Raw genomic sequence first — 22,359 nt, forward strand, 5'->3', positions numbered from 1 at the left:
AAAGTGGGTCTGGGGGTCGTCTTTATTCGTCTTCCAAAGACTTTCCGATGGTATCGCAGTAAATGCAGCGGTAGGTCTTGGTTTCGGGATCGGTTAGGCGGAAGACATGGGGGAGTTCCTGCTCGATGGAGGTGATGCAGCGGGGGTTCTTGCAGTGGAGGATGTTGGTGATTTTCTCCGGGAGTTCGGGGTGGATTTTTTTAACCACGTGGTTGTCTTTGATGATGTTGACGGAGATCTTGGGGTCAAAGTAGCCCAGGAGGGCGAAGTCCAGGTCAAGGGGTTTGGCGACCTTGAGGATGTCCTTCTTGCCCTTCTTCTTGGAATCGGCGTGTTCGATGAGGGCAACCTGGCAGTCCAGTTGGTCCAGGCCCAGGTGATGGTAGAGGATACGGCCCTGGCCGTTGGGGATGTGGTCGATGACGATGCCTTCTTGTAAATCGCCTAAAATCATTGGTGAGCCTCCTTGCTGAGTCCCAGCAGTTTCATAATCAGTGCCATCCGGATGTACTTGCCATTTTGGACCTGGCGGAAGTAGGCCGCCCTGGGGTCCTTATCCACCGCCGTGGAGATCTCATTGACCCGGGGCAGGGGGTGGAGGATCCGCATATCCTCTTTGGCATTTTTCAGCTTATGGGGGGTCAGGATGTAGGAGTCCTTAAGGCGGAGATAATCAGCCTCATTGAAGAAGCGCTCCTTCTGGACCCGGGTCATATAGAGGATGTCCAGCTTGGGGATGGCTTCATCCAGGCTGGAAACTTCTTCATAGGGGATTCCCTTGGCATCCAGGATTTCCGTCTTGACGTTTTCCGGAACCTTGAGTTCATCCGGGGAGATGAGGACGAACTTGATGTTGGCGTAGCGGGACATGGCCATGATGAGGGAGTGGACGGTCCGGCCAAACTTGAGGTCGCCGCAGCAACCCACGACCAGGTTGTCTAGCCGGCCCATCTCCAGGGAGATGGTGATCAGGTCGGTCAGGGTCTGAGTGGGGTGGTGGTGGCCACCGTCGCCGGCGTTGATGACAGGGATGTCCACGTTATGGGCGGCAACGTAAGGGGCCCCTTCCTTGGGATGGCGCATAGCGATGATGTCGGCGAAGCATTCCACGGTCTTGGCTGTATCCGCCACGGACTCGCCCTTGGCAACGGAGGAGTTTCCGGCCGAAGAGAAGCCCAGAACCTGGCCGCCCATGGACATCATGGCGGAGGTGAAGGAGAGCCGGGTCCGGGTGGAGGGCTCATAGAAGAGGGTGCCCAGAATCTTGTGGGCGCAGACTTCCTGGTAGTCTTGGGGGTGGTCCTTGATGTCCTTGCCCACCTCAATGAGCTGGTCGATTTCTTCGACGGTCAGGTCGGAGATGGTGATTAAGTCTTTTTTCATGCTTCCTCCTTAGGCGTGGATCCAGGATTCATCCTGGGGGTGGTCACGGAAGGCCATGAGCTTGGCTCGGTCTTCTTCTTCAATATGGCCCGTTTTCAGGGCCGTGTCGACGATGTCATCGAAAGTGGTTAGGGTGTGGACCTCCAGGGGGTGGTCACGGAAGGCCTGGACGGACTTTTCCATGGCGTAGGTGAAGATGGCGCAGGCCCCGATGACCTGGGCTCCGGCCTCCTCCAAGGCCTCAACCACATCCAGGAGGGAGCCTCCGGTGGAGATGAGGTCTTCGATGACCACGACCTTGTCCCCTTTATTCAGGCGACCCTCGATCCGGTTCTGCCGGCCATGGTCCTTGGACCCGGACCGGACATAGCCCATGGGGAGGTCCAGGCGGTCGGCGACCAGGGCGGCATGGGCAATGCCCGCCGTGGCGGTTCCCATGAGGACCTGGGCTTCAGGGAAGTGGTCCTTGACCAGTTCAGCAAGGCCTTCCTCCACCTGGGCCCGGAAGTCCGGGTAGGAGAGGATGAGGCGGTTGTCTGTGTAGATGGGGGATTTGATTCCGGAGGCCCAGGTGAAAGGCTGTCCGGGCCGGAGGAAGACCGCCTGGATATCCAGGAGGCCTTGGGCGATGGTGGATGGTGAGGTCATAGGGATCCTTTCTGCGTTTTGTGGAGTGGCGGTTGGCTTTTGCCGGTTATTGGAAGTCCCGGCTGGCCTCCTGGTAGGCGGCCAGGGGGTCCGAGGCCTGGGTGATGGCTCGGCCCATGACGATGTAGGAGGAGGTGAGCTCCTTGGCCCTGGCGGGGGTGGTGACCCGCTTTTGGTCCTGGGTGGCCTGGCCCTGGAAGCGGACACCCGGGGTGACGGTCAGGAAGTCCAAACCCAGGGCCTCATGGATCATGGGGGACTCCAGGGGGGAGGAGACCACCCCGTCCAGTCCGGCTTCCTTGGCCAGCTTGGCATAATGGACCACCACATCCTCCAGCTTGCCGGAGATGGCCAGCTCCCGGTTCATGACCTCCTGGGAGGTGGAGGTGAGCTGGGTGACAGCGATGAGGAGGGGATGGGTTTTGCCGGCAGCCCGGCTGGCTTCCTCCAGGCCCCGGAGGCCCGCCTCCATCATGGCCCGACCTCCCTGGGCGTGGAGGTTGACCATATCCACATCCAGCCCGGCCAGGGACCGCATGGCCATTTCGACCGTGTTGGGGATGTCGTGGAGCTTGAGGTCCAGGAAGATCTTATGGCCCCGGTCCTTAATCTCCCGGATGATGGCCGGCCCTTCTTTATAGAAGAGCTCCATACCCACCTTGACGTAGATGGGACGGTCGAAGTGGTCCAGGAAGGCCATGGTTTCTTTCTTGCCCGGAAAATCGAGGGCGACGATGACTTGGCCTTGGTTGATTTTTGTCATACTTGGTCCTTTCCTTTATGGCTTATGCCGATGATGTCTTGGAGGGAAGAGATGCCGTAGGCGTCCATGACGGCGGGGAGGTCTTGGATGATCCTTGGGCAGACGTAGGGGTCAACCAGGTTTTGAGCCCCGATCTGGACAGCGGAGGCCCCGGCCATGACCATCTCCAGGACGTCCTCCGCCTTGGCAATCCCGCCCATTCCGATGATGGGGAGGTCGGTCGCCTCATAGACGTCATAGACCATCCGGAGGGCCAGGGGGAAGATGGCCGGGCCGGAGAGTCCCCCTGTCCGGTTGGCCAGGAGGGGCCGGCGGGTCTTAAGGTCCAGCCGCATGCCCAGGAAGGTGTTGACCAGGGAGAGGCCGTCGGCCCCACCCTCTTCGCAGGCCCGGGCAATATCGGCGATGGAAGTGACGTTAGGGGAGAGCTTGACGTAGACCGGCTTCTTGCAGGCCGCCTTGACCTCCCGGGTGACCTTCTTGGCCATGGCGGGGTCCAGACCGAAGGCCATGCCGCCTCCGTGGACGTTGGGGCAGGAGATGTTGATCTCCAGGATGGCTACGTTGTCGGCCTCCTCAATTTTGGAGGCGCAGGTCACATAGTCGTCGATGGAAAAGCCGGAGACGTTGGCGATGACCTTCTTGGAAAAGAAGTCCTTCATTCGGGGGAGGTAGGAGTGGAGGACCAGGTCCACGCCCGGATTTTCCAGCCCCACCGCATTGAGCATGCCGGAGGGGGCGTCGGCGATCCGGGGAAGGGGGTTGCCTGGCCGGGCCTCCCGGGTGGTTCCTTTGATGGAGATGGAACCCAGGATGTTGAGGTCATAGAGGTCCTTGAATTCCAAGCCGAAGCCGAAGGTCCCCGATGCGGGGATGATGGGGTTATCCAGGACCCAGTCGCCAAGCTTGGTATGGAGGCGGGGGTCGGATTGAATCCTTGCTTTATCCTTTACCATAGGACCTCCTCGGCCGGGAAGACCGGCCCATTCTTGCAGACCCGGCGTGGGCCCGACTTGGTTTGGATGGTACAGCCCATGCAGGCCCCAAATCCGCAGGCCATCCGCTCCTCCATGGAGACCTGACCCCGGATGCTCTTGTCGGCCATCCAGGCGGTCAAGGCCCGGAGCATGGGCCGGGGACCGCAAGTGTAGACATAAGGGGGAGAGTCCGGATCAGTCCGGTCTTCCTCTTGGAAGCGGTCCAGGAGGTCCAGGGCCGTTCCTTCCAGCCCCTGGGACCCATCCATGGTAGCCAGGTGGACCGTCAGACCCAGGTCCCGGAATTCCTCGTCCAGGAAGATCTCTTCCTTTTTGTTGAAGCCTAGAAAAACTTCCGGTTTGTGGCCCCTTTGGATCAAGTCCTTGGCTAAGTAGAAGAGAGGAGGGATCCCCACCCCGCCCCCGACCAGGAGGGGGGTATGGGGAGCTTCCTCCGGGAAGAAGCCATTGCCGAGTCCCACCAGGAGGTCGAGGTCTCCCGAATTGATTTTTGTCAGGGCCCGGGTCCCCTGTCCCAGGATCTTATAGATGAGGCGGATCCGGTCCCCCTGGACGTCACAGAGGGAGATGGGACGGCGGAGGTAGAAGCCGGGGATCTCCACCTGGACAAATTGGCCGGGCAGGAGGCTTTCTACCCCTTCCCCCTCAAGAACCAGGTTGTAGACATCGGCGGTTAGAGGGCGGTTTTCCAGGATCTTATACCGGCTCATGGGAGACCTCCCTTCCTTCCAGACGGTCCATATCAGCATAGGCCCTTTGGCCGGCTACCCAGGTGGCCAGGCAGCGGCCGTAGACGGTCTTGCCGGTGAAGGGCGAGGCCTGGCCCTTAGAGAGGAAGTCTCGGGGGTCAATCCGGTAGGCCTCCTCTAAGTCGAAGAGGGTCAGGTCGGCCGGTCCTCCGTTTTGGATGCCCAGGGCAGGGGCCAGGACGAAGTGGGGGTCGCGGATCCTGTGGAGGCCCAGGGTCGCCGTGGGCCGGGTGGAAAGGAGGTCAACCAGGTTTTCCAGGCTGGTGATCCCTCCCTTGACCAGGTCGGTATAGCAGACAGGGAAGGCGGTCTCCAGGCCCACAATTCCGTTTAAGGAGTGGTCCAAGCCGCCCGCCTTCTCCTCCTGAGAATGGGGGGCATGGTCGGTGGCGATGGCGGAGAGGGCCCCCTCCACCATGGCCCGGCGGAGGGCCTCCCGGTCTTCCTCCCCCCGGATGGGGGGGTTCATCTTGAATCGGCCGTCCTCCTGGAGGTCCCGATCAGTCAGGGTCAGGTAGTGGGGCGCCGTTTCAAAAGAGGCCTTGACCCCCTTTTCCTTAGCCTCCCGGATGGCTTGGACCGATTCTTTGGTGGAGACGTGGCAGACATGGTAGTGGACCCCGGTCTTTTCCGCCAGGGCCAGGTCCCGTCGGACCTGGACGTATTCCGAGGCCGAAGGGTTCCCCTTGTGGCCATGGACCTTGGCATAGTCCCCGTCATGGATGACGCCGCCTTCGACCAGGTCCCGGTCCTCGGCGTGGGCGACGATGGCCTTGCCCAGGGCCTTGGCCCGGACCATAGCTTCTTCCATGGTTCTTTCAGAATCCACCCCGACCCCATCGTCGGTGAAGGCGACCACATAAGGGGCCAGGGCGTCGAAGTCGGACAGGGCCCGGCCCTTTTCTCCTTGGGTGATGGACCCGTAGGGGAGGACATGAACCCGGGCTTTTTCTCGGATTCGGTCCAGCTGGATCTTGAGATGGTCCAGGCAGTCCGGGACGGGATTGAGGTTGGGCATGGTGCAGACCGTGGTGTAGCCCCCATGGGCGGCCGCCATGGACCCGGTCTCGATGGTTTCCTTGTACTCCAGGCCCGGTTCCCGGAAGTGGACGTGGAGGTCGACAAAGCCCGGGAAGATGTGGAGACCCCGGCAGTCCAGGACCGGCCAGGAATCAGACCCTTGGGGGGGATCGGTATAAACCAGGCCATTATGAAGGTAGAGGTCTTTTTCTTGGATTTTTCCCTCCAGGTAGACCCTTCCTCCCTTTAGAACCCGTTGATCACTTGCTTTCATGGTCATCCTCCTTTTCCACCAGAACTACCCGGAAGGCGTCGTCATATTCCGGAACCTGGACCTGAACTTCTTCGGTCCGGGAGGTGGGGACGTTCTTTCCCACGAAATCCGGTCGGATGGGCATCTCTCGGTGGCCCCGGTCGATGAGGGTGGCCAGGCGGATGGCTGCCGGCCGGCCCTCATTGATGACGGCCTCCATAGCCGCCCGGGCGGTCCTTCCCGTGAAGATCACGTCATCGACGATGATGACCAACTGGTTTTCCGTCCCGGCTTCGGGAATGGTGGTCATGGAAACCTCCGGAAGGCCTTCTTCCCCCGTCCGGTCATCCCGGTAGAAGGAGATGTCCAGGTGGCCGGTGGAAACGGGCTTGTCCGTGATCTTTTGGAGGTTTTCCCCGATCCGGTTGGCCAGGCTGATTCCCCGACGGGGGATGCCTAAAACAAGATAGCCCTTAGCCTCCCTCTCCTGCTCATCTATTTCGTGGGCAATCCGGCGGAGGGAGCGCTCGATTGCCGCCTGGTCCATGATTTCCGCCTTGATTTTCATCCTGCCTCCTTTCTTTGGGCATAAAAAACGCCCCCGCAGTTTGACCGCAGGGGCGTGTGTCTCGTCAACGCCGGTGGCCGATTTTGGCCACAATCCACCAACTCGGGTGGTTTCCTCTTTTGGGTCTCTCTGTACCGCATTAAAAGAAATCTTTGGTTTTTTCATCCCCTATCCTATGCTTTCCCGGCTTCCCCGTCAAGGGCCTATCCTTATTTTTTTAGGAGGGAAGCCGCCAGTCGGAGGAGGTTTTGACCATAGTCTCTCTTTTTGTCATAAACGGCAAGAAGGGGTGGTCTGAAGGCATAGGGAGACCGGTCAGGAAAGGGGATGGGGGAAACGGCCAGGCGGACCGGGTCGTCGTCAACATAGCCTCCGGTCAGGGCCAGGTCCATGGCTAAATGATCTCCCTCCCAGGCCAGGTCTCCAAAAGAAGAATTTTTGAAGCCCTTCATTTCTTGGGGCGGAGTCAGGAGGAAGTGGACCCGGGCCCGGTTGGCTGTTTTTTCCAGGCGGACCAGGTCCAGTCGGCAGGGACCTAGGAGGGAGTCTTCCAGGTCCATGCGGAGGGTCCCGGCCATCCGGTCCAAGAGTTTCTTTACATGCCAGGTTCCCACCAAATCATCCCGGTTGTGACCCAGGACCAGGTCTGCCACCTCAGGGTGGGCCATCATGGGGGCGGACCGGGCCACGGCCCTTCCGGACAGGCGGTCAGTCCGGAGGAAGCCGGATCTTTTCTCCAGGTCGGCCAGTCGTCCCGGGACCTCATCCAAGAAACGGCGGCGGGACCGGAGCCAGGCGTAGAGGTCGAGGGAAGAGGCCGTATTAAGGGGAGGGAGGCCCACCCTCTTTAAACCGGCCTCCAGGAAGGGGAGGTCAAAGGCCTGGCCATTATAGGTCAGGATCCGCCGACCCCGGAGAAGGTCCCGGGTCCGGCCAAGAAGCCCTTCCTGAAGGCGGTCATCCCTGCCCCCGGAGGGGTCGTAGACTTGGATGAGGTCGGATCCCTCCCCCTCTTTGGCAACCAGGAGGCCAACCAGAAAAATGCGGTCCTCCTCCCGGCGAAGCCCCGTCGTTTCAAGATCAAGAAGGCAGGTCCCCGCCTCCAAATCCAGGTCGCTTTCTTCCCGTAATTCTATCACTTCCATTCCGTCCCCCTGTGCTACAATATTTGTATTGAGTATACCAAAAACTTCCAGAAAGGACCCCCAATGATCTATTTCGATAATGCTGCGACCACCCCGGTCCACCCCGAAGTGGCTGAGGTCATCAACCATATCCTCCTCCACGAGTGGGGGAACCCTTCCTCCCTCCACCACATCGGCTTTGAAGCCGAAAAGAGGATGAGGGAAGCCGGCCGGGTCTTGGCCCGAGGCTTGGGGGTGGATCCTTCCTGTCTCATCTTCACCTCATGTGCCTCCGAATCCAACAACACGGCCCTGTGGGGGGCTGTTCGGGGGAAGATCGGGGTCAATGTGGTCATGGCCCAGGCGGAACATTCCTCCGTGGAGAGGACCGGCCTGGCCCTTCGTGAGGCGGGGGTGGAGGTCCGGGTCATCCCCGTCGACCGGGAGGGCTTCGTCGCGCCCGACCAAGTCGCCGGAGCGGTGGATGACAAGACGGCCCTGGTCACTGTCATGCAGGTCAACAATGAGCTGGGGTCGCGGAATGACCTGGCGGCCATCGGCCCCATGGTCAAGGCAAAGAATCCCAAGACGCTTTTCCATGTGGATGGAACCCAGGCCTTTGGCAAGCTTCCGGTCAAGCTGGAGGAATGGAAGGTGGACTCCTACTCCGCCTCAGCCCACAAGATCCACGGGCCCAAGGGGGTCGGCCTCCTTTATGTCCGCCAGGGGGTTAATTATCCCTCCCTAATTGCCGGTGGGGGACAGATGGGGGGCCGCCGGGCGGGGACAGAAAATGTGGCCTATATCTGCGCCATGGCCAAGGCCTATGACTTGGTCCAGGCCCATGTCCGGGACCACAAGGAGGAGATCTTGGCCATCTACCATCAGGCCATGGAGAGGATCCGGGCCCTTGATGGGGTCCGGGTCAATTCTCCGGCCCAGCACCTCAATCCCTATATCATCAACTTTGGCTTGGAGGGAGTTCGGGCGGAGGTCCTTCTTCACATGATGGAGGGGGAGGAGATGTACTTTTCCTCCGGATCCGCCTGTTCCAAGGGTCAGGCCTCCCCGGTCATTGAGGCTATCGGGGTCCCCGATGCCTATAAAGAAGGGATCCTCCGGATCTCTTTTGCCATGGAAAATAGCCCGGACCAGGTGGATCCTTTTTTCGATGCCCTGGAAAAATACGTTAGAGAAATCAGAAAAGTGACAGGATGGTCAAAGAATGCATAGCGATTGGGTAGTATCGGTCTCCTTCGGCGAGCTCATGCTCAAGGGAAGGAACCGGTCTTATTTTGTGAACAATGCGGTCCGCCACGTCATGCTGGCCGTCAAGCAGATCCCCATCAAGAGGACCTATTTCCAAATCGGTAAATTTTTCTTGGAGGTGGAGGAAAAGGACCTGAACCGGACGGTGGCCCAGGTCAGGAAGGCCTTCGGCCTAGCCTATGTGACGCCGGCCAGGAAGGTCGGCCCGGACATGGCATCCATTTCCGCTGTCGCTAAGGAAATGGCGGAAGAGAAGATGCAAAGAATTCAGGCGGAGACGGGGAAGGAGACGGTCAGCTTCAAGGTGGCCACCAAGCGGGCGGATAAAAACTTCCCCATGAAATCCCCGGACATTTCGGCCCAATTGGGCGGTGTTCTTTTGGAGGCCTTCCCCGCCTTGTCGGTCGACGTCCATGACCCGGACTTCATCCTCCATGTGGATATCCGTGACGATGCCTTCGTTTACACGGACCAGGTGGAGGGGATGGGGGGCCTCCCCTGGGGGTCCGGAGGCAAGGGCCTCCTCCTCCTATCCGGAGGAATCGACTCTCCCGTGGCCGGCTTCGAGATTGCCCGCCGGGGGATGGCCCTGGGAGCCATCCACTTCCACTCCTACCCCTTCACTTCTGAGCGGGCTCAGGATAAGGCCCTTCGGTTGGCGGAGAAGATGACGGAGTCGGTGGGCCCGGTCAAGGTCTTCATGGTCAACCTCCTGGACACCTACAAGGCGGTTCGGGAGGAGTGCTCGACGAGGAATACCACCGTCCTCTCCCGCCGGATGATGATGCGGATCGGCGAAGTCCTGGCTGACCGCTATAGCTACGATTGCTTCATCACGGGGGAGAGCCTGGGCCAGGTTGCCTCCCAGACCATCCAGGGGATCACCGTGGTCAATGATGCGGCTTCCCGCCCCATCCTCCGGCCCCTCATTGCTCGGGATAAGAACGACATTATCCGAGTGGCCCGGGACTTGGGAACCTATGAGATTTCCATTGAACCCTTTGACGACTGCTGCTCTATCTTTGCTCCCGATTCGCCCAACACCAAACCCAAGCTGGAGGATATTCTGGAAGAAGAAAAACGGCTGGATATTTCTGCTTTGATTAACCGGGCCATGGAAAGCCTGGAAATCATCGACCTCAGCGAATAGAAAGGACCTGTAATGAAAAAACTGACGAAGGCCGGGATCAGCTTCGGCACTGCCCTGGCCATGGTTGTATCCTATGTATCCTGGCACTCCATCCCCTGGGCCATCTTCCACGGGATCCTGGGATGGGTCTATGTGGTCTACTATGCCCTTCGCTATAGCCTGTAAGGGGAGTGAAAGATGAACCAACTCGGCCGACGACTGGGAAAAATCCTGACCATTCTGGGCATCTTCCTGGGTCTGGTCTTTCTGGTTTTCCTCGTTAACCAGTTTTATCTTCTCTACCAGCTACTGAAGGGGATCCATCCCTGGGTTGGGGGCCTTTTTGTCGGACTTCTGGCTTTTGCCCTGGCCTACCTCTTGATTCGCCTGGTCCTCCTCTATATTCGGAGCCTTCCGGCCCCCCACCTTCCCGACCACCCTACCCAGGAGGACTATGACCGCTACCTGGAGGATATGCTGGCCTGCCTGTCCAAGAACCGGCTCCTTTCCCGGGACCTCTTAACCGATGAGAGCCGGTCGAAAGAGGAAAGGGTGACCATCGCCTTGGATAGTTTGGACCGGGAGGGGGAGCCCATCATCCGGAGGCATGCCAATTCCATCTTCCTCTCCACGACCATTTCCCAAAACGGCTCCCTGGATGCCATCATGGTCCTGGTCACTTTGGTCAAGATGGTCTGGCAGCTGGGCCAGGTTTACGGGACCCGACCCTCGCTCAAAAGCCTAGGCAAGCTCTACCTCCAGGTGGCCAGCCTGGTCTTCATGGCCCGGTCTCTGGAGGACAGCGACCTCATCCCTGCCCAGCTTGAGCCCATGATTGCGGGCCTGGTCGGGGAGTCCATGGCCTCTGCCATCCCCGGCATGGTCCCCATGTCCAACCTCATCATCTCATCGGTCATGGAGGGGGCTATCAACGCCTTCCTGACCCTCCGGGTGGGCTTCATCGCCCAGGCCTACCTGGGCATGGATAGGCCCAAGCCCAAGAATGTCATCCAGCGACAAGCCTCTCTTCAGGCGGTAAAGGAGTTAGGATTGATCATTAAAGACTCCGGAAAATCCGTGGTGAAAGCTTTCATGGATCGGGTGAAACGTACCGCCCGGGATACGGCGAAAAGTTGGTTTTAGAAAGAATGAAAAAGAAAGGATGAATCATGAAAAGAAAAGTGTTGACCCTATTCCTGGCACTGTCGGTCCTTCTTACCGGCATCATGCCCGGATGGGAAGAAACCGCCCAGGCGGAAGAGGGACCGATTGAGATCCAGGTTAGCCGGATTTCCGGGAGCAACCGTTATACGACGTCTGCCGAGATTGCGGAAAGGGTGACCCAAAAAGCGGACAAGGTTATTGTAGCGTCCGGGGAAAACTATCCGGATGCCCTGGTTTCTGCACCCTTGTCGATGAAGGGAAACTTCCCCATCCTGCTCACCGCCAAAAACAGCCTGGATCCCCGGGTCAAAACCCAACTCCAGGCCCTTGCCCCTGAGGAGGTGGTCATCGCCGGGGGAGAGGGGGCGGTTTCCTCTCAAGTGGAGGAAGAAATTCAGTCCCTGACATCCGGAAAGATCACCCGGATCGGGGGAGAAAATCGCTACCAAACCGCCACCCTCTTTAAAGAGTATTGGGAAAAGACTTTCGGACAGGATGCCAAGGTCACCCTGGTCGACGGCAATAATTACCCGGACGCTCTTTCCGCCGCCGGCCTCATCTATGAGGAGGGAAGCCTCCTCTTGGCCGGCCCCGGCCAGACACCGGCCCATGTGGACCTGGTCATTGGTGGAGATAAGGCAGTCCCCGGCTATCCCGGCATCCGCCGAATCGCCGGAGAAGACCGCTTTGCAACGGCTGTAGAAATTGCTAAGGCAGCCGGAAAATCCTCTGTCATCCTCGTGGACGGGAAAAACTTCCCGGATGCCCTGTCGGCCGCAGCTCTGGCAAAGAAGGAAGGGGCCTCCATCCTCCTGGTTTCCGGGACCCACCTGCCAAAGCCGGTCCAATCCTATCTGGAGGAGAATAAGCCGACCAAGGTCACCATTGTGGGCGGGGAGAATGCGGTCTCCAAGGAGATTGAAAAGGAGATTGTCCCCTGCATCCGTGGAGAGCTCCACCAGTCAAAACCCTCGACAGGCAACTCAACCGGACAAGATAATCCTTCAACCAAGCCCAACTCCAATCCCCTTATTGGCAACACCGGTGATCCCCTAAAGGCTAAATATTTAGGCAATAGTGATACGAAGAAATTCCATTGGCAGTCCTGTAGTAGGGCAAAGAAAATTCTTCCGAAAAACCAGGTCGGCTTCTCTTCAAGGGAAGAGGCTATAAAAAATGGTTTTGTTCCCTGCAAGGTTTGCGAGCCCTGAGTTATCTTGATGGTTGGAAGAAGAAAAAAACTATGGAGAATAGCATGAATTTACAGGAAAAAATGAGAATCATTGAGGACTTCCCGACCAAGGGAATCTCCTATAAGGACATCACTACGATCCTATCGGACAAGGAAGCCTTCCAGGAGGCCATCCACCAGCTCCAGGCTCCGCTTAAGGACCTGGATTACGACTACATTATGGGGATTGAAGCCCGAGGCTTCATCATGGGGGCCGCCCTGGCCTATGCGGAAGACAAGGGCTTCCTCATGGCGAGAAAAGCCGGCAAGCTCCCCGGCCACACCGTCTCCTATTCTTATGACCTGGAATACGGCAAGGCCACCATCGAACTGGATATGGATTCCGTACCCGAAGGAGCCCGGGTCGTCGTCCTGGATGACCTCCTGGCAACCGGGGGGACAGCCAAGGCCTGTGCAAAACTCATCGAAAAAGCAGGTGGACAGGTGGCCCTGGCCCTCTTCCTCACTGAACTGACCGACCTTCCGGGTCGGGAGGTCTTGGAGAAGGAAGGCTACCCTGTAGTGTCGATTTTGAAGTGGACCCACTGAATTCTTAGCCCCGCCCTGGCTGGAGCTCATTTTCGCTGCTAGCCAGGGAAGCTCCGCCCTGGCTGGGGCTCATTTTCGCTGCTAGCCAGGGAAGCTCCGCCCTGGCTGGGGCTCATTTCCGCCGCTAGCCAGGGAAGCTCCGCCCTGGCTGGGGTTCATTTTTGCTGCTAGCCAGGGTAACCCTCTGGCTTGAGTCTCATTTCGCCTTGAGCCAGGGCGGTATATAGGCTTCATCCATAGAAAAACCGGCAGGAAGGACGAATCCTTCCTGCCGGTTTTTGAATTTCTCCAATTAGAGGCAAGCCTTAGCGTATTAGAGGCAAGCCTTAGCGGCTTCCAGAGCCTTATCGAAGTCGGGGAAGTTGGTGTTCTGTTCCACATACTCCACATATTGAACCTTGTTGTCCCGGTCGATGACGAAGATGGACCGGTTGATGAGCTTGAGCTCATCGATGAGGGCGCCATAGTTCTCGGCGAAGGACCGGTCCTGGTAGTCTGAGGCCATGACCGAGTTTTCAATATCGTGGGAAGAGCAGAAACGCTGGGCGGCAAAGGGGAGGTCCATGGAGATGGTCATGAGGCGGACCTCATCGCCCATTTTTTCCACTTCTTCGTTGAAGCGCATAGTCTGGAGTTCGCAGACCTGGGTGTCCAGGGAGGGGACGGCGGAGAAGATCTTGACCTTGCCGTCGAAGTTTTTCAGGCTGACGGGGTTGAGTTCCTTGTCAACGGCGTTGAAGTCGGGGGCCTGGTCACCCACCTTGATTTCTGTCCCTAAGAGGGTCAGTTCGCTGTCGCCCATTTTGAATCCGGTTCTTTTATTCATTTCGTGCTCCTTTCAAGCATTTTTCCTTGATTTCGTATCGTAAATTCTGGTCTGGACGTGTATAATAAGACGTCACTTTAAACTATACCCAATGTTCGACATTCAATAAATCAATTGCTCTACAAAAGCTACTACATTCGGGAACCCGACCAGGCAGCTTTCCAGCCGGAAGAGAGGAAAGGAGAAACACATGGAGCAAATACATTTGGTGGGCGTGTCTAAGTCCTTCGGTGATGACCTCATCCTTGACCACTTAGACCTAACGATTATTGAGGATGAATTCCTCACCTTGCTTGGCCCTTCAGGCTGTGGGAAAACAACCACCCTCCGGATCATCGGAGGCTTCACCCAGCCGGATGAGGGGAAGGTCTATTTCCACGGAAAAGACATCACCGACCTTCCTGCCCATCTCCGAGAGGTCAACACGGTTTTTCAGCAATATTCTCTTTTTCCTCACCTCAACGTGGAGGACAATGTGGCCTTCGGCCTTACCCTGAAACAAGTTCCCAAAAAAGAAATCAAGACCCGGGTGGATGACATCCTGGGCTTATTAAACTTATCCGGCTTCCAGAAGCGGACCATCGACCAGCTCTCGGGCGGCCAGCAGCAGCGGGTGGCCATTGCTCGGGCCCTGGTCAATGAGCCGGAGGTCCTTCTTTTGGATGAGCCCCTGGCGGCCCTGGATGCTAAGCTCCGAAAGGGGATGCAGATCGAACTCAAAAGGATCCAGCGGGAAACCGGAGTTACTTTTATCTTCGTCACCCACGACCAGGAAGAAGCCCTGACCATGTCCGACCGGATCGTCGTCATGAACCAGGGCCATATCCAGCAGATCGGGCGCCCCATCGACATCTACAATGAGCCGGTCAACCGCTTTGTGGCCGACTTTATCGGGGAATCCAACATCGTCGAGGGAGTTATGGAGGCGGGGGATAAGGTGACCTTCTCCGGCCACACCTTCACCTGCTTGGATGAAGCTTTCCCGGCAGGGGAGAGGGTGGATGTGGTCATCCGTCCGGAGGACGTGGAGCTGGTTCCCGTGGAAAAGGGCATGCTCCAAGGCCAGGTCCTGACCTCCCTCTTCAAGGGAGTCCACTACGAAATGCAGCTCCAGGTCGGGAACGAAGTCTACCTGGCCCAATCCACCAGGACCGCCCCCGTGGGGTCTATGGTCGGCATCTACATCGACCCCGAAAACATCCAAAATATGCATAAAACGCCCCGGGCGGAGGTCCACTCATGAGGGGCTACCGGCGCTTGACCAGTCCCTACCTCCTCTGGGCCCTTATCTTTGTCCTGGTCCCCCTGGTCATGACTTTTTACTATGCCTTCAGCCTGGATGGGTCCTTCAGCCTGGTCAACTTCCAGCGTTTCTTTACCGGACCGGCCCTGGTCACCCTGGTCAAGTCCCTCCGGGTGGCCTTCCTCTCCACCCTGATCTGCCTGGCCCTGGGCTATCCCATGGCCTATTTCATCGCCCAAACATCCATCCGCTTCCGGCCCATGGCCATGACCTTGATTATTATTCCCATGTGGATGAACTTCCTCCTCCGGACCTACTCCTGGATGACCCTGCTTTCCCGGAAGGGAATCATCTCCACCATCCTGGTCTCCCTGGGGATGGGGCCGGTTGACCTCCTCTATACGGAGTACGCCGTCATCCTGGGCATGGTCTATAACTTCCTCCCCTTCATGGTCCTTCCCATCTACACATCCCTTTCCAAGATGGACCGGTCCCTGGTCGAGGCGGCCAATGACCTGGGGGCAAACCGGCTTCAGACCTTCCGCCGGGTCACCTTCCCCCTCTCCCTTCCCGGGGTTTTCTCCGGCATCTCCATGGTCTTCATTCCGGCCATCTCCACCTTTGAAATCTCCACCCTCCTAGGCGGGAACAAGACCAATTTGATCGGAAACGTGATCGAACAGCAATTTACCGTGACGGGGAATTGGAATTACGGCTTTTCCATGGCCGTCATCCTCATGGTCTTCCTGGTCCTCTCCCTCCTCTTTACCAAGGAGGAAGAAGAGGAAATCACCAAGAAGAGATCCGGGAAGGGAGGAAAATCATGAACAAACATCTCAGACGGGTCTACATGGCCCTGATTTATCTCTTTCTCTATGCCCCCATCCTGGTCCTCATGGTCTTTTCCTTTAATGCGGGAAAGAACCGGGGGAGGTGGGAGGGCTTCTCCTTGAAGTGGTACCAAAGCCTCATGGGGAATGAGGCCATCCTCCTGGCCCTCCGGAATACCCTCCTGGTGGCCCTCCTGGCCACTCTCTTCGCCACCTTAATCGGCAGCCTGGGCGCATTGGCCATCTATTATTACCGGAAGAGGGCCAAGCGGGCCCTCACGGTCATCAACCAGATCATCGTCATCAATCCCGATATCGTGACCGCGGTAGGTTTCATGGCCCTCTATGCCTTGTTCCGCCTACCCTCGGGCTTTGCCACCCTCCTCCTCTCCCATGTGGGCTTTTGCGTTCCCTATGTGGTCCTCTCCGTCCTTCCCCGCCTGGTCACCATGCCCAAGGCGCTCCCGGAAGCGGCCATGGACCTGGGGGCCACCCCCTTCCAGACCTTCCGCTATGTGGTCCTCCCCTACATGAAGCCGGGGATTGTTTCCGGCGCCCTCATGGCTTTCACCATCTCCATCGACGACTTCGCCATTTCCTTCTTTACCACAGGAAACGGGGTAGATACCATCTCCACCCTGGTCTATTCCATGGCCCGGCGGGGGATCAACCCGGAGATCAACGCCATGTCCACCCTCCTCTTCCTGGCCATGCTTCTTCTCCTTTTGAGCGTGAACAAGAAGTCCCTCCAAGCCCTGGAAGGAGGAATTTGATATGGTTCGTTTGTTAAAAAAGAAAGGCATGTTTTCTCTGGCTCTTCTCTTGAGCCTGGCCCTCCTTCTTCCTCTATTAACCGGTTGCCAGAGAACCCGAACAAAGACCGGAAATGTGGTGAATATTTATAACTGGGGGGAATACATTGACCCCAGCCTGGTCAAACAATTCGAGGAGGAAACCGGGATCAAGGTGGTCTACTCCACCTTTGCGACCAATGAGGACCTCTTTGTCAAGATCCAATCCGGCGGTGCAAACTACGACCTCATCTGCCCCTCCGACTACATGCTGGACAAGATGAAGAAGGCCGGGCTCCTGGAAAAGATCGACTACGACAAGATTCCCAACATGAAATACATCGACAAGGAATTCCTCTACCAGGCCTATGATCCGACCCAGGAATACTCGGTTCCCTACTTTTGGGGGACGGTCGGCATCGTCTATAATAAGACCATGGTCCATGAGGAGGTGGATTCCTGGGACATCCTCTGGAAGGAGGACTACCGCCGAAACATCCTCATGATGGACTCCACCCGGGACTCTTTCGCCATCGGCCTCATCCGCCGAGGTTATTCCCTGAACTCCGAGAGGGAGGAGGAGTTGGCCGAGGCCCAGAAAGACCTCATCACCCAACGCCCCCTGGTCTATGCCTACCTGGTGGACCAGATCAAGGATATTATGATCAACGACGAGTGCGCCCTGGCTGTCATGTTTTCGGGGGATGCGGTTGAAGCCTTGGAGCGGAATGAGAACCTGGCCTATGTCATCCCCAAAGAGGGAACCAACATCTGGTTTGATGCCTGGGCCATCCCCAAGGGGGCGGCCAACAAGGAAAATGCCGAGGCTTTTATCAACTTCATGTCCCGGCCCGACATCACGGCCATCAATGCCGAATATATCGGCTACTCCCTGCCCTCTACGGCCGGAAAGGAGGCCCTCCCGGAGGAAATTCGGGAGGATCCTGTGGCCTATCCCGACCTAAGCTTGGTGGACCGGCTGGAAGCCTTCAAGGATATGGGGGATTTCACCAAGGTCTACAATGAACTATGGCAGGATGTGAAGAACCAATAGCAAAGGATTGTCATGAATTACGTGGAATGGATTCGACAAGTGGATGAGGGGACATGGACACCGGCCTACCTGGTCCGGGTGACCGAGCCCTTCCTTTGGGATTCCATGAAAGAGGTCATTCAAAAAGACCTTTTGGGCGGGAACTTCCTGGATTTCAATTACCAGGAAGTAGCCTTTGAAGACCTCTCCGGCGAGTCCTTTCTGACGGCGACGGAGACCCTGCCTTTTATGGGGGACCGGCGGGCCATCGTCATTGAAAATGTCCCCCTCCAGAGGGATGAGGTAAAGAAGAATGAGGCCCTTCTTGAGATTCTCGCCGGCTACCTGAAAGAACCCAACCGGTCCACCATCCTCTTCCTCCACTTTTTGGGCCAGGCCCCCTTTAAGGGGAAGGTCTTCAAAGCGATGGCCCCTTATCTTCAAAACGTGGACCTCTACCGCCTGGACCGCCGGTCCTTGGAATCCTTCATCCATAAGAGGATGGGAGCCAAGGGGGTCCGGGCGGACAAGGCCCTGCCCGCCTTCCTGGCCGACCGGTCAGGCTATCTGGATTATCAGTCGGAGACCACCCTCTTTTCTGTGGCTAACATGGTCGATGTTGCTTTAGGAATGAGCCGGGAGGGACGACTTTCCCTGGAAGAGGCCAAGGCTGCCTTGGCCGATCCCCTGGAGGAATCCATCTTTGCCCTCATGGATGCCTTTGGGGGTCGCAAGCGGTCCGACTGTCTCTCCATCTTCCAGGACTTCCGAAAGATTTCCATGGAAGCCGGCATGGTCTTTAATATGACCATCCGTCAAGTCCGAAACCTGATCGGGGTCAAGCTCCTCAAGGCCCGGAGAATTTCCCTGGGGGAGGGAACCCGGCGTCTGGGCCTGTCCTCCTTTGAATACCGCAAGCTTTTGGGCTTCGTTGATAAGTATTCTCTGGAGGAACTCTATGCCCTCCACCGGAAGCTCTTTGAAATGGATGTGGCAATGAAGTCCAAGTCCTATGACCTCCTGGATGGGATGGAGCGGTTTTTTGCCTCAATTTAGGGAGAAAGTATGAGAGAGAATGAAAAAGTCAAATATACGATTTGGGAGAACGTGACCTTCATGATAGCCACGGCTTGGAAAAGCCAAAAACGTGTCCTCTTCATCTGCCTGGCTGTGGTCGGTGTTTCTCTAGCCCTTAACCTGGTTCAACTCTTTATTGCACCGGAGATCTTGGCACAGGTGGAGAAAGAGGCTTCTGTTCAAGAGCTTTTCCTTACCATCTGCCTATTTACCGGTGGTCTTTTTCTTTTCCAGGCCTTGAATGCCTACCTTGCCACCATCCGGATGCCGGGGGAAATTGATGTTCGCACAGCCATCATTCGTCAATTAACGAGAAAGAATCTGGATACCTCCTATCCCAATATTCATGACCCTGCAATTTTGAAACTGGAGGCCCAAGCCAAGCGGTCGACCAATGGGAATAGCGATGCCGCTGAGCATATTTGGCGGACCATCACGGATCTTCTGACAAACGTGGCAGGGTTTATCGTCTATCTTTTTTTGCTCTCGAATATCAATCCTCTCCTCCTTTTGTTGGTTATGGGGACGGCTATAGGAGGATTTTTTATTTCCCATTATATTTATGAATGGGAATACCGCCACAAGGAAGAAAGGGAAGTTTACGACAAGGAGATCAATTACTTTTTAGTAAAGCCACGTGAGCTGGCCTTGGCCAAGGAGATCCGAATTTTTGGCCTGGCTCCTTGGCTAAGGGAATTGAGGATGAAATCCATGAAGGCCCTATCCGCCTTCCTCGTTCGGAGGGAGAAGGCCTATCTTTGGGCTAACGTGGTGGATGTGGCCCTCAGCTTCCTCCGGAATGGGGCAATCTATGCCTATTTAATCAAGCAGACCTTGGACCTGGGCTGGCCCGCATCCAAGTTCCTACTATTGTTTTCTGCAGTGGGCGGGTTTACGGCATGGATTACGGGAATTTTGACCCAATTCAACCAGCTCCATAAAGAGAGTCTCGCCCTTTCCCGAATCCAGGAATACCTCCACTTACCGGAGCCTTTTTCCTTTGAGGAAGGGCTTCCTTTGCCTTTGGCCTATGACTATGAGTTAACTTTCGAGGATGTCTCCTTTGCCTATCCGGGAAGCGATAAGAAAATTTTGGACCATATCAACCTGACGATCCATCCCGGTGAAAGATTGGCTGTGGTAGGCCTGAATGGGGCGGGGAAGACGACAATGGTCATGCTTTTTTGCGGTTTCTATGACCCCACGGAGGGGCGGGTCCTCTTGAATGGTCAAGATATTCGTGCCTTCAACCGTAGGGAATACTATGCCCTTATTTCCGGCGTCTTCCAGGATTTTTCCATTCTTGATACCACGATTGCCGAATGTGTTGCTCAGACAGCGGATTTTGATCGAGAAAAGGTCCTCCGTTGTTTGGACCAAGCAGGCTTAAAGGAAACCATAGATAGACTCCCCAAGGGGATGGACACCCATCTTGGCCGGGAAGTGTATTTGGACGGGATTGTCCTTTCCGGCGGTCAAACTCAGAGATTGATGCTGGCTCGGGCTCTTTATAAAGATGGCCCCATTCTTGTTTTGGATGAACCCACAGCAGCTCTGGATCCGCTTGCGGAAAGCGAAATTTATCGAAAGTATGAGGGGATGACGGCAGGTAAGACCTCCCTTTTTATCTCCCACCGCTTGGCTTCCACCCGCTTCTGTGACCGCATTCTTTTTATTGCAGACGGTGGCATTCTTGAAGAGGGAAAACATGAGGACCTGGTCGCTAAAGGTGGTCCTTATGCGGATCTTTTTGAGGTTCAAAGCCGCTATTACCGGGAAGGAGGGGAGAAGAATGGAAAAGAAAAGTAGCACAATTGGCTTTCGGGAAACCCTGGCCATCCATCGGAGAGCGGTGGCCGACATGAACCGACTTTCTCCGGCCTGCTTTGTCCCTTTCATCCTTTCCGCCGGAGTAAAAGCCATTTCTCCCTATGTCTCCATCTGGCTCTCCGCCCGGCTCATCAATGAGCTGGCTTCCCTTCGCCGTCCTGAAGTCCTAGGCAGGTGGGTCTTCCTCATCCTGGTCATTACCATCGTTACTGACCTCCTTCAGGCGGTTTTGGACCGGTGGAAAAATGTGAAAGATGAACTCTTTTATAACCGGTATGAGTCCCTCTATACGGATAAATTTATTGAGATGGATTATGCGGACTGCGATAAACAGGAAGTCCGGGACCTCTTCACCCAAATTCAGCAAAGTACCAATTGGGGAGGGTGGGGTTTCGATTATTTAACCATGTATTTTTCCCAAGCGGTTGAAGGCCTTTTTGGGATCTTTTCAGCCTTTGCTTTGACGGTCAGCCTGTTTACCCAAATGGTTCCTCCATCGGGGGGAGATTTGACCCTACTCAACCACCCGATCTTCATCGTCACGGTCCTCCTTTTCATTCTTGGAGTGACTTTTCTGGGGCCGGCCCTGGGGAAGAAGGCCAATTCCGTTTGGAGTGATCTGGCAGAGGAATCGCGTTTTGGAAACCGACTATTTAGCCACTTTTGTTTTGTTAAGCTAGGAAATAAAGAAAAAGACATGGACCGGCGGATCTATTGCCAGGGAGATTTGATGGCCCATTATATTGATACCGTCAATATCTTTGGCGTGGGTTCACACTTTGACCGACTGCTAACCACGACAGTCGGGCTGAGGACGGCTTTCGCTGCAGGTCTATCTGCCCTTTTATCCGGTGGAATTTATCTTTTTGTCTGCTTAAAAGCCTTGGGTGGTGCCTTTGGGATCGGAAGCGTCACCCAATATGTACGGGCTGTCACCTCCTTTTCAGGAAATGCCGCCATGGTCTTGGAAACGATGAACCATATGCAGACCAATGCGGAATTCCTGACCTCCATTTATCAATTTTTGGACATCCCCAATGCCATGGGGAAGGGAGAGCGAAGCCTCAACAAGGGAAGAGCCCTCCGGTATGAAGTGGAATTTAGGGATGTCTCTTTCAAGTATCCGGGCTCTGATCTTTGGGCACTTCGCCATATTAATTTTCATTTTCAGCAGGGGCGCCGTCTGGCGATTGTGGGTGAAAATGGAAGTGGGAAAACCACTTTTATCAAGCTCCTTTGCCGCCTCTACTATCCCCAGGAGGGGCAAATCCTTCTTAATGGGGTTGACATCCGGGATTACAACCATGATGAATACATGACTTTCTTTGCCGTCGTCTTCCAGGATTTTCAGCTCTTGGCACAAGCTTTGGGAAATAACGTAGCGGGTCGCAGTGACTATGACCGGGAGAAAGCCCGAGAAGCCCTGGTGGAAGCCGGATTTGGGGAGAGATTGCTGCGGATGGAAGAGGGACTGGATACCATGCTTTATAAGGATCTCTCGGAAAAAGGGGTGGACTTGTCGGGTGGAGAAGCGCAGAAGATTGCTATTGCCCGAGCTTTATATAAGGATGCCCCCTTTATTGTCTTGGATGAGCCCACGGCAGCCTTGGATCCTATAGCTGAGGCGGAAATATATAGTAAATTTGACCAAGTCGCTCAAGATAAAACAACAATCTTTATTTCGCACCGTCTGTCCTCTTGTAAATTTTGTGATGAAATTGCAGTATTTCATGAGGGGAGAATTATTCAGCAAGGAAGCCACAAAGACCTTCTTGCTGGTGGGAAAGGAAAATACCATGATCTTTGGATGGCCCAGGCCCAGTATTATACAAAATAAAGCTGAAGGTCAGGAAATCGACAAACTAGGGCATGAGGATATTC

General features: G+C 56.1%; 23 protein-coding genes. 13 read left to right on the forward strand and 10 right to left on the reverse strand.

Features of this window, described 5'->3' with window-relative positions:
* Positions 1–22: 22 nt before the first annotated feature.
* From HGKM_RS03860 to HGKM_RS03900, 9 genes are all read right to left on the reverse strand, one after another.
* Complete coding sequence (locus tag HGKM_RS03860) at positions 23–454, reverse strand: aspartate carbamoyltransferase regulatory subunit (protein ID WP_019134022.1); 432 nt, start codon at positions 452–454, stop codon at positions 23–25.
* Entirely contained in the window at positions 451–1,383 is a 933-nt protein-coding gene (gene pyrB / locus HGKM_RS03865; RefSeq protein WP_019134023.1) for an aspartate carbamoyltransferase, read from the reverse strand. Before pyrB ends, HGKM_RS03860 begins: the two co-directional genes overlap by 4 nt.
* Before the next feature lie 9 nt (positions 1,384–1,392).
* Positions 1,393–2,031 carry an orotate phosphoribosyltransferase gene (pyrE, locus tag HGKM_RS03870; protein ID WP_019134024.1) on the reverse strand — a complete coding sequence of 213 codons (639 nt, stop codon included), beginning with the start codon at positions 2,029–2,031 and terminating at the stop codon, positions 1,393–1,395.
* 46 nt (positions 2,032–2,077) lie between these two features.
* Entirely contained in the window at positions 2,078–2,794 is a 717-nt protein-coding gene (pyrF, locus tag HGKM_RS03875) for an orotidine-5'-phosphate decarboxylase (protein ID WP_019134025.1), read from the reverse strand.
* Positions 2,791–3,750, reverse strand: a complete 960-nt coding sequence (locus tag HGKM_RS03880; RefSeq protein ID WP_019134026.1) for a dihydroorotate dehydrogenase — start codon at positions 3,748–3,750, stop codon at positions 2,791–2,793. Before HGKM_RS03880 ends, pyrF begins: the two co-directional genes overlap by 4 nt.
* Entirely contained in the window at positions 3,744–4,502 is a 759-nt protein-coding gene (locus HGKM_RS03885) for a dihydroorotate dehydrogenase electron transfer subunit (protein ID WP_019134027.1), read from the reverse strand. The genes HGKM_RS03880 and HGKM_RS03885 overlap by 7 nt, the downstream gene beginning before the upstream one ends.
* Positions 4,489–5,835, reverse strand: coding sequence for a dihydroorotase (locus tag HGKM_RS03890; RefSeq protein WP_019134028.1), 1,347 nt, complete (start codon positions 5,833–5,835; stop codon positions 4,489–4,491). Before HGKM_RS03890 ends, HGKM_RS03885 begins: the two co-directional genes overlap by 14 nt.
* Positions 5,822–6,382 (reverse strand): bifunctional pyr operon transcriptional regulator/uracil phosphoribosyltransferase PyrR, encoded by a 561-nt coding sequence (pyrR, locus tag HGKM_RS03895; RefSeq protein ID WP_019134029.1) that lies wholly within the window; start codon positions 6,380–6,382, stop codon positions 5,822–5,824. Before pyrR ends, HGKM_RS03890 begins: the two co-directional genes overlap by 14 nt.
* 209 nt (positions 6,383–6,591) lie before the next feature.
* Entirely contained in the window at positions 6,592–7,527 is a 936-nt protein-coding gene (locus tag HGKM_RS03900; RefSeq protein ID WP_019134030.1) for a ribonuclease H-like domain-containing protein, read from the reverse strand.
* 63 nt (positions 7,528–7,590) lie between these two features.
* On the opposite strand from HGKM_RS03900, the gene HGKM_RS03905 reads away from it, so the two are divergent.
* From HGKM_RS03905 to HGKM_RS03925, 6 genes are read left to right on the forward strand one after another with little or no spacing between them, the layout of a single operon-like run.
* Positions 7,591–8,739, forward strand: a complete 1,149-nt coding sequence (locus HGKM_RS03905; protein WP_019134031.1) for a cysteine desulfurase family protein — start codon at positions 7,591–7,593, stop codon at positions 8,737–8,739.
* Positions 8,732–9,925, forward strand: coding sequence for a tRNA uracil 4-sulfurtransferase ThiI (thiI, locus tag HGKM_RS03910; protein WP_019134032.1), 1,194 nt, complete (start codon positions 8,732–8,734; stop codon positions 9,923–9,925). Before HGKM_RS03905 ends, thiI begins: the two co-directional genes overlap by 8 nt.
* Positions 9,926–9,937: 12 nt before the next feature.
* Positions 9,938–10,090, forward strand: a complete 153-nt coding sequence (locus HGKM_RS08815; protein WP_019134033.1) for a hypothetical protein — start codon at positions 9,938–9,940, stop codon at positions 10,088–10,090.
* Positions 10,091–10,102: 12 nt separating this feature from the next.
* Positions 10,103–11,047, forward strand: a complete 945-nt coding sequence (locus HGKM_RS03915) for a DUF697 domain-containing protein (RefSeq protein WP_019134034.1) — start codon at positions 10,103–10,105, stop codon at positions 11,045–11,047.
* Positions 11,048–11,073: 26 nt separating this feature from the next.
* Positions 11,074–12,279 carry a cell wall-binding repeat-containing protein gene (locus tag HGKM_RS03920; protein ID WP_019134035.1) on the forward strand — a complete coding sequence of 402 codons (1,206 nt, stop codon included), beginning with the start codon at positions 11,074–11,076 and terminating at the stop codon, positions 12,277–12,279.
* 32 nt (positions 12,280–12,311) lie between these two features.
* Positions 12,312–12,848, forward strand: coding sequence for an adenine phosphoribosyltransferase (locus HGKM_RS03925; RefSeq protein ID WP_019134036.1), 537 nt, complete (start codon positions 12,312–12,314; stop codon positions 12,846–12,848).
* A gap of 313 nt (positions 12,849–13,161) precedes the next feature.
* Here the strand turns inward: HGKM_RS03925 and tpx are convergent, their stop codons facing one another.
* On the reverse strand, positions 13,162–13,674 hold the full coding sequence (gene tpx, locus HGKM_RS03930; protein WP_019134037.1) for a thiol peroxidase: 513 nt from the start codon (positions 13,672–13,674) through the stop codon (positions 13,162–13,164).
* A gap of 190 nt (positions 13,675–13,864) precedes the next feature.
* On the opposite strand from tpx, the gene HGKM_RS03935 reads away from it, so the two are divergent.
* Genes HGKM_RS03935 through HGKM_RS03965 form a run of 7 tightly spaced genes read left to right on the forward strand, consistent with a single transcriptional unit; the run spans position 13,865 to position 22,315 of the window.
* Positions 13,865–14,917, forward strand: coding sequence for an ABC transporter ATP-binding protein (locus tag HGKM_RS03935; protein ID WP_019134038.1), 1,053 nt, complete (start codon positions 13,865–13,867; stop codon positions 14,915–14,917).
* Entirely contained in the window at positions 14,914–15,744 is an 831-nt protein-coding gene (locus HGKM_RS03940) for an ABC transporter permease (protein WP_019134039.1), read from the forward strand. The genes HGKM_RS03935 and HGKM_RS03940 overlap by 4 nt, the downstream gene beginning before the upstream one ends.
* Positions 15,741–16,520 carry an ABC transporter permease gene (locus HGKM_RS03945; RefSeq protein WP_019134040.1) on the forward strand — a complete coding sequence of 260 codons (780 nt, stop codon included), beginning with the start codon at positions 15,741–15,743 and terminating at the stop codon, positions 16,518–16,520. The genes HGKM_RS03940 and HGKM_RS03945 overlap by 4 nt, the downstream gene beginning before the upstream one ends.
* A 1-nt stretch (position 16,521) precedes the next feature.
* Positions 16,522–17,592, forward strand: coding sequence for an ABC transporter substrate-binding protein (locus HGKM_RS03950; protein WP_019134041.1), 1,071 nt, complete (start codon positions 16,522–16,524; stop codon positions 17,590–17,592).
* Between the two features lie 12 nt (positions 17,593–17,604).
* Positions 17,605–18,627: a DNA polymerase III subunit delta gene (gene holA / locus HGKM_RS03955; RefSeq protein WP_019134042.1), complete on the forward strand. Its 1,023-nt coding sequence runs from the start codon at positions 17,605–17,607 to the stop codon at positions 18,625–18,627.
* 9 nt (positions 18,628–18,636) lie between these two features.
* Positions 18,637–20,457, forward strand: a complete 1,821-nt coding sequence (locus HGKM_RS03960) for an ABC transporter ATP-binding protein (RefSeq protein WP_019134043.1) — start codon at positions 18,637–18,639, stop codon at positions 20,455–20,457.
* The gene (locus HGKM_RS03965) at positions 20,441–22,315 is read left to right on the forward strand and encodes an ABC transporter ATP-binding protein (RefSeq protein WP_019134044.1); all 1,875 of its coding nucleotides are present in this window, start codon (positions 20,441–20,443) and stop codon (positions 22,313–22,315) included. Before HGKM_RS03960 ends, HGKM_RS03965 begins: the two co-directional genes overlap by 17 nt.
* Positions 22,316–22,359: the final 44 nt, after the last annotated feature.

It is taken from the genome of Kallipyga massiliensis ph2 (assembly GCF_000311985.1).
Classification (GTDB): Bacteria; Bacillota; Clostridia; order Tissierellales; family Peptoniphilaceae; genus Kallipyga; species Kallipyga massiliensis.